13 protein-coding genes are annotated in these 16,813 nt (G+C 60.9%); 4 read left to right on the top strand and 9 right to left on the bottom strand.

The annotated features are described in order from the left end of the window. Nucleotides 1-107 precede the first annotated feature (107 nt). The 4 genes from ftsY to HCG46_RS21430 form a co-directional block, all read right to left on the bottom strand. Nucleotides 108-1,385, bottom strand: a complete 1,278-nt coding sequence (ftsY, locus tag HCG46_RS21445; protein ID WP_286185495.1) for a signal recognition particle-docking protein FtsY — start codon at nt 1,383-1,385, stop codon at nt 108-110. Between the two features lie 450 nt (nt 1,386-1,835). Continuing rightward, the gene (gene mtaB / locus HCG46_RS21440) at nt 1,836-3,104 is read right to left on the bottom strand and encodes a tRNA (N(6)-L-threonylcarbamoyladenosine(37)-C(2))-methylthiotransferase MtaB (RefSeq protein ID WP_023002577.1); all 1,269 of its coding nucleotides are present in this window, start codon (nt 3,102-3,104) and stop codon (nt 1,836-1,838) included. Then, complete coding sequence (gene dapF / locus HCG46_RS21435; RefSeq protein ID WP_168687325.1) at nt 3,101-4,012, bottom strand: diaminopimelate epimerase; 912 nt, start codon at nt 4,010-4,012, stop codon at nt 3,101-3,103. Before dapF ends, mtaB begins: the two co-directional genes overlap by 4 nt. Before the next feature lie 276 nt (nt 4,013-4,288). Further along, the gene (locus HCG46_RS21430) at nt 4,289-5,179 is read right to left on the bottom strand and encodes a neutral zinc metallopeptidase (RefSeq protein ID WP_023002575.1); all 891 of its coding nucleotides are present in this window, start codon (nt 5,177-5,179) and stop codon (nt 4,289-4,291) included. 221 nt (nt 5,180-5,400) lie between these two features. Between HCG46_RS21430 and HCG46_RS21425 the strand changes: the two genes are divergently transcribed. Beyond that, entirely contained in the window at nt 5,401-5,886 is a 486-nt protein-coding gene (locus HCG46_RS21425; RefSeq protein ID WP_055660126.1) for a hypothetical protein, read from the top strand. Nucleotides 5,887-5,902: 16 nt separating this feature from the next. Here the strand turns inward: HCG46_RS21425 and HCG46_RS21420 are convergent, their stop codons facing one another. Beyond that, nucleotides 5,903-6,442, bottom strand: coding sequence for a L,D-transpeptidase family protein (locus tag HCG46_RS21420; RefSeq protein WP_168687324.1), 540 nt, complete (start codon nt 6,440-6,442; stop codon nt 5,903-5,905). A 192-nt stretch (nt 6,443-6,634) separates the two neighbouring features. Here HCG46_RS21420 and HCG46_RS21415 point away from each other — a divergent pair, with 192 nt between their 5' ends. After that, the gene (locus HCG46_RS21415) at nt 6,635-7,318 is read left to right on the top strand and encodes a response regulator transcription factor (protein WP_023002571.1); all 684 of its coding nucleotides are present in this window, start codon (nt 6,635-6,637) and stop codon (nt 7,316-7,318) included. 25 nt (nt 7,319-7,343) lie between these two features. Beyond that, the gene (locus HCG46_RS21410; protein ID WP_023002570.1) at nt 7,344-7,850 is read left to right on the top strand and encodes a cyclic nucleotide-binding domain-containing protein; all 507 of its coding nucleotides are present in this window, start codon (nt 7,344-7,346) and stop codon (nt 7,848-7,850) included. 242 nt (nt 7,851-8,092) lie between these two features. Here HCG46_RS21410 and HCG46_RS21405 read toward each other — a convergent pair whose 3' ends face one another. From HCG46_RS21405 to HCG46_RS21390, 4 genes are all read right to left on the bottom strand, one after another. Then, nucleotides 8,093-8,959, bottom strand: coding sequence for a protein-methionine-sulfoxide reductase heme-binding subunit MsrQ (locus tag HCG46_RS21405; protein WP_209009572.1), 867 nt, complete (start codon nt 8,957-8,959; stop codon nt 8,093-8,095). Between the two features lie 479 nt (nt 8,960-9,438). Then, nucleotides 9,439-10,044, bottom strand: a complete 606-nt coding sequence (leuD, locus tag HCG46_RS21400) for a 3-isopropylmalate dehydratase small subunit (protein ID WP_023002568.1) — start codon at nt 10,042-10,044, stop codon at nt 9,439-9,441. Between the two features lie 38 nt (nt 10,045-10,082). After that, complete coding sequence (gene argC / locus HCG46_RS21395; RefSeq protein ID WP_023002567.1) at nt 10,083-11,033, bottom strand: N-acetyl-gamma-glutamyl-phosphate reductase; 951 nt, start codon at nt 11,031-11,033, stop codon at nt 10,083-10,085. 139 nt (nt 11,034-11,172) lie between these two features. Continuing rightward, the gene (locus HCG46_RS21390; RefSeq protein ID WP_031270047.1) at nt 11,173-11,739 is read right to left on the bottom strand and encodes a peroxidase-related enzyme; all 567 of its coding nucleotides are present in this window, start codon (nt 11,737-11,739) and stop codon (nt 11,173-11,175) included. Between the two features lie 107 nt (nt 11,740-11,846). Here HCG46_RS21390 and HCG46_RS21385 point away from each other — a divergent pair, with 107 nt between their 5' ends. Further along, complete coding sequence (locus HCG46_RS21385; RefSeq protein ID WP_168687322.1) at nt 11,847-16,658, top strand: NAD-glutamate dehydrogenase; 4,812 nt, start codon at nt 11,847-11,849, stop codon at nt 16,656-16,658. Nucleotides 16,659-16,813 lie beyond the last annotated feature (155 nt).

The raw sequence follows: 16,813 nt of genomic DNA, 5'->3' as shown, positions 1-16,813 counted from the left end.
TCGACGCTAACTAAACGCACGTCGGGCTGCGAGGTTCCCCGGCACTGCTTTGCAAATGTCGCAAGGCGCCCGAACGAACGGATCCGGCGCCTTGCGGGACGCTCGCGTTAAGCCATGCCTGCAATGGCGCTGGCAAAATCCTTGGCCGAAAAGGGCTCGAGATCGGCCACACCTTCGCCGACACCGATGAAATGCACCGGCATTGCGTGCTTGGCGGCAATCGCGACCAGGATCCCGCCCCGGGCAGTACCGTCGAGCTTCGTCATCACCAGTCCGGTCACGCCGGCAACCTTGCCAAAGATCTCGACCTGGTTGAGCGCATTCTGGCCTGTCGTCGCATCGAGCGTCAGCAGGACCGTGTGCGGAGCTTCCGGGTCGTGCTTCTTGATCACGCGGATAACCTTCTCCAGCTCATCCATCAGCTCGGCCTTGTTCTGAAGCCGGCCGGCGGTATCGACCAGAAGCACATCGACGCCCTTCGCCTGTGCTTCCTTCATCGCATCATAGGCAAGTCCGGCGGCATCCGCGCCGGTATCGCGCGCAATCACTTCAGCCCCGGTGCGCTCACCCCAGATCTTCAGCTGTTCCACTGCGGCCGCACGGAAGGTATCGCCGGCCGCAAGCATGACGGTCTTGCCTTCCGAACGCAGCTTCTGTGACAGCTTGCCGATGGTGGTGGTCTTGCCCGTACCGTTGACCCCGACCATCAGCACCACATGCGGCTTCTTGCCGGTATCGAGATCGAGCGGCTTGGCGACGGGAACCAGCACCTTCTCAACCTCTTCGGACAGGATCGCCCGGACTTCCTCCGGCGAAATTTCCTTGTTGTAGCGCCCGTCGGACAGACGGTCGGTAATCGCCATCGCCGTGTCGACACCAAGGTCTGCCTGGATCAGGATATCCTCCAGCTCCTCCAGCATGGAGGCGTCCAGCTTGCGCTTGGTGAAGATCGAGCTGATGCCTTCGGTCAGCGATGCGGAAGACCGGGACAGGCCGTTCTTCAAGCGCTGGAACCAGGACAGTTTCGGCTCTTCGGCAACAGGTTCCGCCGGTACGGCGGGCACTGGTGCGGCAACAGGCGCTTCTGCGGCGGCCGGCTCGACAACCGGTTCCGGTGCGCTGGCCGTTTCAGGCGTAGGTATTTCCGGTGCCTGCGGTTCTGGTGCCTGGGTTTCTGGCGCCTGTGTTGCAGGTTCTGGTGTTGCAGGTTCTGGCGTTGCGGGTTCTTGGCTTTCGGGCTCTTCCGGCCGGGGCGCTTCAGGTTCCCGAGTTTCTGCCTGCTCGGGCTCGACGTCGGGTCCCGTGTCGGTTGGCAGAATGTCTTCCGGCTCCACCGCCGGCTTCATTGGCGAAAGTTCCGGAACGATACCAGGGCTGACATCCATTGCGATCGGCTGGAACGGCTCGTTCAGCGCCGCGACAGGCCGAACGTCCATCTCGACGTCGAGTGCCGGGTCATCTTCCTGCGGTTCTGCGGATGTTGCTTTCTGTGCCGCATCCTCTGCGGCCGGAGCAGCCTCGTCTTCCGGTTTGCTTTTGCCGCCGAAGAGGCGTCCAAGAAAGCCGCGCTTTTTCTCGCTCATGAACCTGCCTTAAAAAATCTGCCCATTACTGCGTTCTTAAACTGTCGCAACTGAAGTGGCCACACATTCCGCCTCATCCTGAGGAGGTCCGACAGGACCGTCTCGAAGGATGGGCAGCATACACGGAGCAAGCGGCCCATCCTTCGAGACAGCGCTGCGCGCTTCCTCAGGATGAGGCTGTTTGTCCGGCTTCAATCCAATCTGACACACACCTCAGGCCAGCTCGTCACCACCCGAACCCTGAACCTTTCCTCAGGCAGCCCTGGAAAGGGCTTCGCCCAGAAGATGGCGGCCGGTATGTCCGATAATTCTGGTTTCGACAATCTCACCGGCATTGCCGCTGCCCAGCTCGACCTGCGTGAATTGTTCAGTCCGGCCAAGGCCTTCCTTCTCGATCAGCACGGGGCGGGTCTTGCCGACCTCGGCCTGAAGATGCCTGACCAGCGCTTCCTCGCCCTTGGCCCTGAGGCGCGCGCCGCGTTCCTTCACGACATTGCGCGGCAGCTGCGGCATGCGCGCTGCCGGCGTACCCTTGCGCGGCGAGAACGGAAAGACGTGCAGATGCGTCAGGCCGCATTCGTCGACGATCCGGAGCGAGTTCTGGAACATGTCCTCGGTTTCCGTCGGGAAGCCGGCGATGATGTCCGCACCGAAAACCATGTCCGGCCGCAGGCGGCGAACCTCTTCGCAGAAGCGGATCGTGTCGGCCCTCAGGTGGCGCCGCTTCATCCGTTTCAGGATCATGTCGTCACCCGCCTGGAGCGACAGGTGCAGATGCGGCATCAGCCGTTCGTCTTCGGCAATCACCCGCATCAGGTCGTCATCGGCCTCGATGGAATCGATGGAAGACAGCCGCAGGCGCTTCAGGTCCGGAACCATTTTCAGGATCTTCGCCGACAGCGTGCCCAGCTTGGGGGTCCCCGGAAGGTCCGCGCCATAGGAGGTGATGTCGACACCGGTCAGCACGATCTCGTTGTAGCCATTGTCGACGAGGCGCTTGATCTGGTCGATGACCACGCCCATCGGCACGGAGCGGGAATTGCCCCGGCCATAGGGAATGATGCAGAAGGTGCAGCGGTGATCGCAACCGTTCTGGACCTGCACGAATGCACGCGCACGGCCCGTCAGCCCGTCGATCAGATGGCCTGCGGTCTCCTCGACACTCATGATGTCGTTGACGCGCACTTTCTCGGTTTCGGAAACGCCGAAGGCGGCAACGTCCTGATAGGACTTGCGCTCAAGCTTTTCCGTGTTGCCGAGCACCAGATCCACTTCCTCCATGGAGGAGAAGGTCTCGCTTTCCGTCTGCGCGGCGCAGCCGGTGACAATTACCCTGGCGTTCGGGTTGTCGCGCTTGGCCTTGCGCACGGCCTGGCGGGCCTGACGAACCGCCTCGCCGGTAACGGCACAGGTGTTGATGAGGATGGCGTCCTTGAGGCCGGCAGCCTCCGCCTCGCGCTTCATGACTTCCGACTCATATGCATTGAGCCGGCAGCCGAAGGTCACGACATCGATGCTCATGACGCGGCTCCAGCCGCCAGCGGGGTGTCGCCCGTGGCGGTTTTGCGCCAGGCCAGGGTATCGAGATCGACCTCGCCTTCGAATTCCACTTCCGTCAGACCGGTCATCAGCACGTGGTTGTCGCTCTCGCGCCATTCGATCCCGATGGGACCGCCCGGCAGATGGATTGTGGTCTTGCGACTGGTCCGGCCATCACGCGCGGCGGCAACCCCAACCGCACAGGCAGCCGTTCCACAGGCCAGCGTCAGACCGACGCCGCGCTCCCAAACCTTTACCCGGATCTGGTCGGCATCAAACACATGGGCCAGCGAAATGTTGGCGTATTCCGGAAAGATCGGATGGTGTTCCAGCAAGGGACCGACCCGCTCAAGCTCATAGGCTTCCACGTCGTCGACCCAGAAGATCGCGTGCGGATTGCCCATGTTGACGACGGCCGGCGTGTGCAGGATCGGGTCATCGATAGGCCCGATCTGAAGTTCGATCGCACGCGTGTCGGCAAACTCTTCCGCAAGCGGGATTTCGTTCCAGGCAAGCCGCGGTACGCCCATGTCGACAGTCACGCTGCGCGGGCCGTCGGCATCGAACGCGTGCAGCAGCCCGGCACCGGTCTCGATGGTAACAAGCTCCTTGCCGGCTTCTTCCATCAGCAGACGGCCGATGCAGCGCGTGGCGTTGCCGCAAGCAGATACTTCACTGCCATCGCGGTTGTGAATGCGCATGAAGGCATCGACACCCAGCGAGGACCGTTCAACGGTGATCATCTGGTCGAAACCAATGCCCGTCTCGCGGTCGCCCAATGCGGCAATGGCTTCAGGTGTCAGGCGCAGCGGTTTTTCACGCGCATCCCAGACCACGAAATCATTGCCAAGGCCGTTCATCTTCAAAAAGGGTCTGGTTTCAGACGCCATACCGGTCGCACTTCTTCAAAGCTTCAAGGAAAAGCGTCCGCCATCTTGCGGACATTTGCCCCTATATGGCGGAAAACACCGCAAATTACCAGTGGGGCAGGCAGTCATCGCAGATATGCGTAAACGCGCCAGCCCGTTATCACTTGGTCATCATTGCAGGGCTTGCCCCTGCAATCCATCCGTGGCCTTTCAAAGCCGGAAGCGTAGGGAAAAGAACCGATCAAGCGGCATGGATGCCATGGACGTGCCATGGCATGACGCGATGTGTTGGTGCCCTTACAGGCTCGCCGCGCTGAACGTATCGCAGGCATTGAGGTCGCCGGACTGGAAACCCTTCTTGAACCAGCTCGCCCGCTGCGCAGAGGTGCCGTGGTTGAAGCTTTCCGGCACGACATAGCCCTGAGCCTGGCGCTGCAACGTATCGTCACCGATCCGGCTGGCCGCGTTCAGTGCCTCGTCGATATCGCCTTCCTCGACAAACCCTTTCTGCCGGGCGGCATAATGCGCCCAGATGCCGGCATAACAATCGGCCTGCAACTCGACACGTACCGATAGAGCGTTGCCTTCCGCCTTGCTGAGCGTACGCCGGGCCTTTTGGAATTCCGGCAGCACGCCAAGCACGTTCTGGATGTGGTGACCGACTTCATGCGCCAGCACATAGGCCTGTGCGAAATCACCCGGCGCATTCAGCTGGTTTGCCAGTTCCTGATAGAAGGACAGGTCGATGTAAAGCTTGCTGTCGGCGCCGCAGTAGAACGGGCCGGTGGCCGCGCTGGCATATCCGCAGGCTGATGATACCGACCCTGAAAACAGCACCAGCGTCGGCTCGGGGTACGTCGCACCACCGTTTTCGAAGATCTGGCCCCAGGTGTTTTCCGTGTCGGCCAGTACGACGGAGACAAATTGCGCGGTTTCCTGGTCGGCCGCACTGCGAGGGGCCTGCGTCTGATAGGACTGCGTATCGTAACCGCCCCCGCCATCCAGCTGGCCGAGAAGTGTCAGCGGGTTGATGCCGGTCAGCCAGGCAATGCCGACGATAATCAGGAGGCCCGTCAACCCGAGGCCACCACCTCTCACCCGGCGGCCACCGACGCGCATGCGTGGTCTCCCGCCCATGGAACGCCTGTCTTCAACGTTGCTGCTGCCGCGGCGGCCTTTCCAGCGCATGTCCTGATTATCTCCATGAACCCGAACTTCGTCATACCAGACAAGACCACGGAAACCTATGCGGTTGGCCGCCGTCTCTGCCTGTGAGACACTTTTCAAAAAACGCGGCAAGGCGCGTTCGGTTGCCCTCATTGCCAACGGAATCGTGATGCGGGTTACAGAGTTGGCGGTCATGCCGACCTAATATTGCGTCCATGGGGCAGTTATGAAGGATAACGATCATGCCCGACGTAAACGCTCAACAGGCGCAACGCCTGATCAATTTCGCCACCGAGAGACTTGGCCGGGTGGAAGGCGATGGCCAGTGCTGGACGCTGGTCGACAACGCTTTCCGGCACGTCGGCTTCAACAAGCCGGCCTCCACCTATGTCTGGGGACGGGTGATCAACAACCTGTCGGACGCCCGGCCGGGCGACGTCTTCCAGTTCACCCGCTTCGAAGTCACGGTTCGTGTAACCCAGCCCGACGGCAGCTGGGAGGAACAGACGATGTCCCGCGGCGAACCGCGGCACACGGCGATCCTGGAAAGTGTCAACGGCAACAGGGCGACCTTTCTGGAAAGCAACGTCACCGACGACCAGACCGTCAAGCGCAACGGTTTCGGAATTCGCACGGCGACGACGACCGATGACGCCGGCGTCAGGACCTCGACCACGGTCAGTGGCAGTTTCACCATCTACCGGCCACAGGTCAGTGCCAATCCTTAAGACTGTTCGGGCCGGCTCAGGCGTGGATCACCATCTCCGCGCCAAGGCCGATGTTCTGAAGAATCAGGCGCATGTGTTCCGGTGAAACGGCAACGCAGCCTTCCGTCGGCGAATAGCCCTGCCGCGCGATGTGAAAGAAGATCGCGCTACCTTGGCCCTTCACGGCCGGGTTCAGGTTGCAATCCAGCACCACGACGATGTCGTAGAGCCTGTCGTCGCGCCACATCTTCTCGTGGCTGGCCGAAAAAGGCAGTTGCACCGGCCTGTTGTACAGGCGGTGGCCAGGATCGTCACACCAGCCCGACGCCGGTGTCAGCGGCTCGGTCGGCAGCAGTGTTGCCGGCGGCAAGCCCCGGTCTGGGCGATAGTAGACGTGCAGCAATTCGAACCGGCCCACCGGCGTGCCGCCATCGCCTTCGCGCTTGCGCATGACAATGCCCGACCGGCCGAGCGCACACGGGACCGTGATCCGCCCAAGACTGAGCACGCCGCGTGTCCGGTTCAGAGGCGACGCACGAACCTCCAGCATTCCCGCCGATTTTTTCAAGGTTTTCATGATCCTGTCCGTTCCGCCTGTCCGCTCCGCCGGTCTTCTTGATAAACCACCCCTAAACCCCGCGTGAAGAAGAATTGACGGGACACCGCTTGTGCGGGAACAATTTCCCACGCACATAGAAGCAGGAACGCGCTTGTGTCCTTTGCACAAGTCGTCGTGAAGAGATTTTGGATTCTGGCGAGGGACGCGACGATGACCGCCCGCACGATTTTGATTGTCGATGATGATACCGAACTGCGCGAAGCGCTGGTGGAGCAGCTGTCGCTTTACGATGAATTTGAGACGATCCAGGCGGATTCGGCCACGTCCGGCATTGCCATGGCCAAGGAAGAGCACGTCGATCTGCTGCTGATGGACGTCGGCCTGCCGGACATAGATGGGCGCGAAGCGGTCAAGCTGCTGCGCAAGGGCGGTTTCAAGGCACCGATCATCATGCTGACCGGTCATGACGGCGACAGCGACACGATCCTGGGGCTTGAGGCCGGTGCCAACGACTATGTCACCAAGCCGTTCAAGTTCGCCGTGCTTCTGGCCCGTGTCCGGGCACATTTGCGCCAGCACGAACAAAGCGAAGACGCCACCTTCGCCATCGGCCGCTATTCGTTCCGGCCCGCCGCCAAGGTGATGCAGGACGACAGCGGCTCCAAGGTTCGCCTGACGGAGAAAGAAACCTCCATCCTGAAATTCCTCTACCGCGCCGGCGAAAAGCCCGTAACCCGCGACGTGCTGCTGCACGAGGTCTGGGGCTACAATTCCGGGGTGACCACCCACACGCTGGAAACCCACATCTACCGCCTCAGGCAGAAAATCGAGCGTGACCCGTCCAATGCGGAGCTTCTTGTCACAGAAGCCGGTGGATATAAGCTTGTGCCGTAACCGGTAATCGGCGTATTTCTTGGGCATGAGCCTTGCCCAAGACATTGCGATTCTCAAACAAATCCCGATGCTTTCGGACTTTCAGGACGATCAGCTGCGTCTGCTCGCCTTCAGCGCCGAAAGCATGGATTACAACCGCGGCCAGCGCCTGTTCGATCAGGGCGACCGCGCCGATGGCGGTTTGGTAATTACCAGCGGCACGGTCAGCCTGCAGACGAGGACCAAGGACGGCTTTGAGGAAATCGAGCGCGTCGGTCAGGGCACACTGCTGGGCGAGACGGCTCTTCTTGCGGAAAACAAGCGCCCTTGCCGGGCAGAAGCCGTTGACGGCGTACGCATCATCCGCATTCGCCGCGCGCTCTTCAAACGCATGATCCAGGAATTCCCGGAACTTGCACAGCGCATGCTCGACCAGCGCGCCAACCAGTTCCGCCAAACGGTTTCAGCCCTGCGCCCCATCGGCGAAAAGATGGCCGAACTGGAGCAGATCAACGCCGAACGCCGCGTGCGCGACGACGAGAAACAGTCGTAGGGCGAATGCCCCCATCTCCCCTGTCGGGCAATTCAGTCAGCCAAAACAGACTTCGCCCTGTGCAAATCTTCGGCTTTTCAATGGAAAATCAGTCCCCTCACCGTCATTGCCGGACTTGATCCGGCAATCCATGCCGTGACCTTGCCGCACTGCCAAGCGCATCGGTAAGGAGAGGTGATCGACATGGAGACCACTGTCGAACCGTGGGATGACAAAGGCTGCACCGAAGGTCTGGCGCTATTCTACGCCCGTTTCAGCCCCAGCTTGGGGCCGAGCAATCCGCCGATCCATTGAACCATTGCGGCCACGCCAACCCCGAGCCCGATGATCCCGACCCAGATAGCCGGACGGATTGCAACGGAAAGGGCGAAGTTGGCTTGAAACACCCGGTCGGCAGGAATGCCGGTGGCAAGTGCGTACCAGGCAAATTCGATCCCGGCAGTCCCTACAGCTGCCAGCAGCGCGCAAACCGCCAGAACCAGCGGGTTTGCAAGGCTGAAGCCTGCCTTGACAGCAAGTCTGTAGATCATCAGCAGCACGAAAAGGCCTGCCATCAAGGTGGCCTGCGTGACGTCCGACTTGGACTGCAGGAAGAAGTGGAACAGCATGAGACCGCCGATCGGATAGATCAGGGTGTGCAGCCGCTGCCAGTTCCGCCCGAGTTTGCGGATGGCGCTGTCGAAGGAGGTCGCACCCAGAACCGCCAGCCCGAACAGCGCGACAAAGCCGATGGTCAGATAGAAACGCAGAACGATTTCAGACACGACCTTGCCGAGGTTCCAGCTTTCCTGCGCAGCGTACAGCCCCAGGTGCAAGAGCGCATAGGCAAGCACTGTCACACCCAGCATGCGCCTGACACCGACGATCCTGTTCCAGGAGAAGATCCTCCGGAGCGGCGTTACCGCCAGGGTCACGAGCAGGAAGCGCACCGTCCAGTCGCCACTGGCATGAAGCTCCATCTCGAAGGGCTCCGGCAGCACTGGTCCGAAGGCGAGGCTGTAGAAGATCTGCAACGCCGGAAGAAGCACGGCAATGAATACAGCCAATCGCAGACCGGAAAGGTTGCCGCGTCGATCGGTCCAGGGAGCGTATGGTGCCAAGGTCATCATATCCATGCGTTCGGACTATCGCACGAAACGTTCAAGGACACTGAAAAGCTTTTCAAGCCTGCGTGAAGAAGATGAGAGGCGGTTATCCAGCTTTCCCTGTCCCGCTTCACCGGCAAGCGCCTTTCGGCGCCGCCCCTTTGTATTCAATCCGACAGGAACCACTCATTCCCGCATTCTTTGTCATCCCCGTTTGTCGCGTCAGCGGCAAGACCGGGATCCAGTACACCGAGGGATCAGACCCGGAAAACCTCGCGAACACAATGAATACTGGATCCCTGCCTTCGCAGGGATGACAAGGTTGATGGGCTTCAGGACAACATGGCTGAATGCGGTAGCCGTGATCGAAATCCGGAGGATTGCCCCTGTGAGTGGGGGATCATGTCTTGGCGACGCGTCGCGCGCCTTAAAGAACCTGAGGCAACCAAAACAAAAAAGCCGGGTCGTGAAACCCGGCTTTTCAAAAGTCTTTGCAGTCCGGCTCAGACCCAGGGACGGTCGTTGCCCATCTTGCTTTCAAAGGTGTCGATTTCACCGGCCTTCGCCATGGTCAGGCCGATGTCGTCGAGGCCGTTGATCAGGCAATGCTTGCGGAAGCTGTCGATCTTGAAGGCGATGTCGCCGCTTTCAAGACCTTTGATTTCCTGGCTTTCCAGATCGATCGTCAGCGTGAAGTTGGCGCCGCGCTCTGCCGCATGCATCAGGGTTTCCAGCTCGTCTTCGGAAACCTGGATCGGGAGAATGCCGTTCTTGAAGCAGTTGTTGTAGAAAATGTCGGCGAACGAGGTGGAGATCACGCAACGGATGCCGAAATCAAGCAGCGCCCAGGGCGCATGCTCGCGCGAGGAACCGCAGCCGAAGTTGTCACCGGCGATCAGGATCTTGGCATTGCGGTAGGCGGCCTTGTTGAGAACGAAGCTCTCGTTCTCCGATCCGTCGTCGTTGGTGCGCATTTCGTGGAACAGCGCGGTGCCGAGGCCGGTGCGCTTGATCGTCTTCAGGAACTGCTTCGGAATGATCATGTCCGTGTCGATGTTCACGATCGGCAACGGCGCTGCGACACCGGTCAGGGTCTCAAATTTTTCCATTCTTCTTCTCTCCTGAAAGGCCTGAAAACGGATGCCGCTTACGCAGCAAGGCTGGTTGTCTGATCGACACCGAGCATCAGATTGAGGTTCTGGACCGCAGCGCCGGACGCGCCCTTGCCCAGGTTGTCGTAGACGGCAACGATCGCAGCCTGCGCCCTGGCGTCATTTGCAAAGACGTGCAGATGCAGCTTGTTGGTGTCGTTGAGCGCCTGCGGGTTGAGGCTGTCGGATTTCTCGAGCGCTTCCAGCGGCGCGACCTCGACAAAACCGCCGGGTGCCGAAGCGAAATGATCGGCGATCGCCGCATGCAGCTGCTCGCCCGTCGGCACCTTGGCAAGGCCTGCCAGGTTCAACGGAACCACCGTCAGCATGCCTTTGTAGAAATCGCCGACGGTCGGGGTGAACAGTGGAGCTGCGTCGAGCAACCCGTATTCCGTCATTTCCGGAAGGTGCTTGTGATTGAACCCGAGCGCGTACGGCGCAAAAGAATTTGCGCTGGTTCCGGCGGCTTCGTAATCGGCAATCATGCCCTTGCCACCACCGGAATACCCGGAGATGCCGAAATAGGTCAGGTTGAAGTCCGACGGCAGCAGCTCTGCGGTGATCAGCGGACGAACCGCCGCGATCAGGCCTTGCGGCCAGCAGCCGGGATTGGCAACGCGCATGGCCGCGGCGATGATGTCGGCCTGGTCGAGGTCCATTTCGGCAAAACCGTAGGCCCAGCCCTCGGCAACCCGGTGGGCGCTGGAGGCGTCAATCACACGGGTGGTGTCGTTCTCGATCAGGGCAACGCTTTCCTTGGCCGCCGCATCCGGCAGGCAAAGAATGGCAATATCGGCCTTGTTGAGGTAGTCGGCCCGGGCCGCCGGATCCTTCCGGCTTTCGTCCGGAATGGAGATCAGCTCAAGGTCGCGGCGCATGGCAAGGCGCTCGCGGATCTGCAGACCCGTCGTACCGGCTTCACCATCAATAAACACGCGCGCAACCATCGCCCGTTCCTCTCCCTCTCATGATCGCCGCCAGTTTCGAACCCCAGGGCCCGAAAGCCGTCAGGCAGATCGGTGCAAAATCGCAAGCGTCATACACCCAATCGCGCGGCTTGTCACCGCCGCGCGACGCTCCGTTATCTCAACGGGCCCTTGAGTGATACTCATCATTCGGGCGCATGTCGGACGCCGCAGCCACCCTGTTGGACATGTTGAAGAAGCCCGTTACCGAGGCGATGTCCCAGATGTCGCGATCCGTAAACCCGACATCACGCAGGGCTTGCCGGTCGCTTTCCACGATTTCCGCCGGCTTCTCCGTCAACTTGACGGCGAAGTCGAGCATCGCCCGCTGCTTTGGCGAAAGGTCCGCAACGCGGTAGTTCATCACCATCAGTTCCCCCAGCACGGGGTCCCCGGAAAGCTCGCGCACCGCAGCACCATGAGCCGTCAGACAATAAAAACAGCGGTTGACCGCTGATACCGCAACGGCAATCATCTCTCTCTCGAGCTTGGAGAGTGTACATTCGCCCAGCATGAGGTCGTTGTACATGTCGGTGAAGGCGCGCAGCTTCGTTTCGTCGAACGCATATGCCTTGAGGACGTTGGGAACGAGACCCAGCTTCTCCTGGCACAAGTCGAAATAAGCCTGTGTCTTTTCACTCAATGTTACATTTGAATCGATTTGCAAGGCCGTGACTTTACTTGACAATTTGCTCCTCCCGTCATGAAACCGTTTATGTCGCTGAAATATGAACTTAAGTCTTAGAACGAGCGAGCGACAGAGCCAAACCATACGATCGCCTAAGGGGATGGAAAATGCCGGACAAACACGACGTCGAGAAACTCAAACTCATCGACGCGGTCCAAGCAACCTTGAATCAGGAAGATCCGGCTCTCGCCGAGTTTTCCCGCGCCTTTTATGACCGGGGCGCAGCGGAAGACCTCGTGGCCTACACCGCGGAAGAGCTGACCGGCTTTGCCCGGGACGCCTGGCAGGATTTCCAGAACCACGAACTCGGCACGCATCGTGTCAGCATCGCCGATCCGGCGTTCAAGGCCCAGGGCAGCAAGGTCAAGGGCGTCTCGATTATCGAGATCGTCAACGACAACATGCCCTTCCTGGTCGATTCCGTCATGGACGAGCTGCAGGAAAGCAAGATCGAAGTGCATCTGGTTCTGCACCCGATCTTCATCGTGGAACGGGATGACAACGGCAAACTGACAAGCGCCACGGCCCGCAAGAAACCACCGAAGCGGACCGACCGGCAGGAAAGCCTCATCCATATCCACGTGACACGGATTGATTCGCCCGAAGCCCGCGCGGCCCTCAAGGCGCGGCTCGACAAGGTTCTGTCCGATGTCCGCGCCGTCGTGTCGGACTTCAAGCCGATGCAGGAACGCCTGGCGGAGGCCATCGACACCTACAAGACCACGCAAATTCCCGGCAGCAGCGATGAGTTATGGGAGGCAATCCACTTCCTGGAGTGGATGGAGAACGACAACTTCATTTTCCTCGGCATGCGCGAATACATGTTCGAAGGCGGCGTCGAGGAGGGCGAGCTTTCCCCCCATGAGGGTACGGGTCTCGGCCTCTTGTCCGACCCGGACGTGCGCGTTCTCCGCCGCGGCACGGAGTTCGTGCAGATCACGCCGGAAATTCGCGAGTTCCTGAAGAAACCCGAACCGCTGATCATCGCCAAGGCCAACGTGAAGAGCACCGTGCACCGACGCGTGCACATGGATTACGTCGGCGCCAAGCTTTATGACGACGAAGGCAACATGAACGGCGAGCTGCGCATCGTCGGCCTGTTCGCCTCGACCGCCTATACCGAACCGACCAGCACCATCCCGTTCCTGCGCCGCAAGGTTGCCAGCGTTCTGGCCCGCGCCGGCTACGGCTCGGAAAGCCATTCCGGCCGTGCCCTCCGCAACGTTCTGGAAGCTTTCCCGCGTGACGAGCTGTTCCAGATCGAACGGGAGCGCCTGTTCGACTTTTCCATCGCCATCCTGCAGCTGGACGAGCGCCCGCGCATTCGCGTGCTGTCCCGCCCGGACAAGTTCGACCGCTATGTCTCCATTCTGGTCTTCGTCCCGCGTGACCGCTATTCCACCGAAGTTCGCCTGAACGTCGGCACCTATCTGGCCTCAGTCTATGAAGGACGCGTGTCGGCCTGGTACGTTACCTATCCAGAAGGTCCGCTTGCGCGGGTTCACTACATCATTGGCCGCGATCGCGGGGAAACGCCGACGCCCCAGCAGGAAGAGCTGGAGGCTGCCGTTGCCGACATGGTGCGCACCTGGTCCGACAGTGTGCGCGATGCGCTCAAGGACGAATTCGCGCCCTCACAGGCCCGCAAGCTGGCCGATCGCTACGCGCTTTCGTTTCATGGTGGCTACAAGGAAGTCTACAACGCCCAGTCCGCGCTGTTCGACATCGTCAAGCTGGAAACCCTGTCCGACAAGAACGACACCACCATCACGTTCCACCGCCAGGCAGGCACCAGGGACAGCCGCCTGTCGCTGAAGGTCTATCACCGCGGTTCGCCGATCCCGCTGTCCGCGCGCGTGCCGCTCCTGGAAAACATGGGCTTCCGCGTGATCAACGAGCGGACCTACCGCATCACGCCGGCCGATGCCCCCTTGTCCTACCTGCACGAAATGACGCTGGAATCGCGCAGCGGTGAAGACATCGTCTTTTCCGATCAGCTGCAACCCCGGCTGGAAAGCATGTTCATGGCAGTCTGGACCGGGCTGGCGGAAGACGACGGCTATAACCGCCTGGTGCTGACGGCGGAGCTTGCCTGGCGCGACGTGGCGGTGATCCGCGCGCTGTCGAGATACCTGCGCCAGGCCGGCATCCGCTTCTCCGAAGACTACATGTGGTCCACGCTCAACAACTACCCGAAGATCGCGGCCAAACTGGTGGAACTGTTCCACCTGCGCTTCAACCCGGATGTCACCGAAAAGGACCGGGACCTCGGCACGGAACGGCTGGAAAGCGAACTGACCGCCGATCTGGAGGACGTCGCCAGCCTTGACGACGACCGCATCCTGCGCCGGTTCCAGAACACGATTGAATCGATCCTGCGCACGAACTTCTACCAGCTCGACAAGAAGGGTCAGCCCAAGCCGACCTTTGCCTTCAAGATCGACAGCCGCCAGATCGACGACCTGCCCCAACCGCGTCCGTTCCGGGAAATCTTCGTCTACAGCCCCCGCGTGGAAGGCGTGCACCTTCGTTTCGGCATGGTTGCCCGTGGCGGCTTGCGCTGGTCTGACCGGCCGCAGGACTTCCGCACCGAAGTGCTGGGTCTGGTGAAGGCACAGCAGGTGAAGAACGCAGTGATCGTCCCGGTCGGTGCCAAGGGTGGTTTCGTGCCCAAGAACCTGCCGCCGATGAGCGATCGCGATGCCTGGTTCAAGGAAGGCACCGAAAGCTACAAGATCTTCATCAACGCCCTTCTGGACGTGACCGACAACCTCGGCGAGGACAACATCCTGCCGCCGGAGCGCGTGCAGCGCTATGACGGTGACGACCCCTATCTGGTGGTTGCAGCCGACAAGGGCACAGCCACTTTCTCCGATACGGCCAACGGCATTTCGGAAGGAAGGCACTTCTGGCTGGGCGATGCTTTCGCCTCCGGCGGGTCCGCCGGCTACGATCACAAGAAGATGGGCATCACCGCACGCGGCGCCTGGGAAGCGGTCAAGCGGCACTTCCGCGAGATGAACCGGGATATCCAGACCCAGCCCTTCACGGCGGCCGGTGTCGGCGACATGTCCGGCGACGTCTTCGGCAACGGCATGTTGCTGTCGAAGGCAACCAGACTGATCGCGGCCTTCGATCACCGCGACATCTTCATTGATCCGGATCCGGACCCGGCAAAGACCTGGGAAGAGCGCAAGCGGATGTTCGACCTCGGCCGCTCGTCCTGGAAGGACTACAATACCGACCTGATTTCCAAGGGTGGCGGCATCTTCTCGCGCCAGCTCAAGTCCATTCCGCTTTCACCGGAGATGCAGTCCCTGCTCAACCTGAACAAGGGCAGCGCAACGCCGCAGGAAGTGATGACCGCCATCCTGAAGATGGAAGTCGACCTGCTGTGGTTCGGCGGTATCGGCACTTATATTCGCGCCAAGTCCGAGACGGACGCCGATGTGGGCGATCGCGCCAATGACCCGATCCGCATCACCGCATCGGAAATCGGCGCTAAGGTGATCGGCGAAGGTGCCAACCTCGGCCTGACCCAGCTCGCCCGTATCGAGTTCAACAAGAAGGGTGGACGCTGCAACTCCGATGCGATCGACAATTCCGCCGGGGTGAACTCCTCGGACATGGAGGTCAACATCAAGATCGCCCTCGGCGCCGCGGTGAAATCCGGCAAGCTGACCATCGAGCAGCGCAACGAACTTCTGGCTGAAATGACCGACGAGGTCGCCGAACTCGTGTTGCGGAACAACTACCTGCAGACCCTGGCCATCTCCATGACCGAACTGCGCGGTATGGAAGACTTCGGCTACCAGGTGCGCATGATGCGCCAGCTGGAACAGGCAGGCCTTCTGGACCGGGTGGTTGAACAGCTGCCGGACGAGGCAACACTCGACGAGATGCGCAAGGCCGGGCTGCTGCTGACCCGCGCCGAACTGGGCGTGCTGCTGGCCTATGCCAAGATCACGCTTTACGACGCGCTGCTGGAAAGCTCGGTTCCGGACGACGATTATCTGGCGCGCGAACTGTTCCGCTATTTCCCGGACCAGATGGCCGACACCTACAAGGACGAGATCAGCGGCCACCGCCTGCGGCGTGAAATCATCGCCACGATGCTGGCCAACTCGATGATCAACCGGGGCGGGGCGACCTTCATCACCCGTCTGCGTGACCAGACCGACGCAACCGCGACCGAAATCGCTCAGGGCTTCGTTGCCGTGCGCAACAGCTACGACCTGACCGATCTCAACACGGAGATCGACCAGCTCGACACGAAGATCGACGGCGCTCTGCAGCTGGAGCTCTATTCGGAAATCCAGTCGCTGCTTCTGGAACGGGTCGTCTGGTTCAAGCGCAACGTGTCCTTCGACAAGGGCCTGTTTGCCGTTGTCGAACGGTTCCGTGCCGGTATCGCCGCGCTGCGCGACCGCCTGGAAGCGGTCTTGCCGGAAGAACCCGCCGCGGTCCTGGCGGAGCGCACCGCAGCCTTCGTGGAGCAGGGTGTTCCGGAAAGCCTCGCCCGGCGGATCGCCTGGCTGCCGGCCGAGCGGGCCATTCCCGATATCGTCATCGTGTCGGAAGAAACCGGGGCTGATCTGGATACGGCGGCAAGGGCCTATTTCGAAGTTGCTCACCATTTCCAGCTCGGTGCGATGCTCGAGCTCGCCAACGATCTCGACGTCCGGGACTACTACGACGGCCTCGCGCTCGACCGGGCACGGGCCATGCTGGTCTCCGCGCAGCGCGCCCTGGCCATCGCGGCGGTTCGCGCCGGCGGTTTTACAAGCTGGCTGGAGGAACACGAGGCGGAAGTGGGCCGGCGCAAACGCTCGGTTTCCGAAATCCTTGATGGCGGTCTCAGCGTGTCGAAATTCTCCGTGGCGGCAAGCCTGCTCGCGGAAATTTGCGGCACTGCGTAAGCCAGCGGAAATCGCGTTCTGGGGCCGGCAATACCGCTGCCGGCCTTGGCTTTTCAGCGGTATTGCCGTCGCCCCGGCAACACTATGCGCGAGCGGGGAATGGAGAGCCAGCGGCACCCAAGGCAAAGCGTACCTTCCCAAGATGGTCTTTGGCT

The sequence above is a fragment of the Labrenzia sp. PO1 genome (assembly GCF_012273635.1).
Classification (GTDB): Bacteria; Pseudomonadota; Alphaproteobacteria; order Rhizobiales; family Stappiaceae; genus Roseibium; species Roseibium algicola.
Note: the sequence above shows the minus strand (reverse complement) of the source record. Positions and strands in the feature narration are given on the sequence as shown.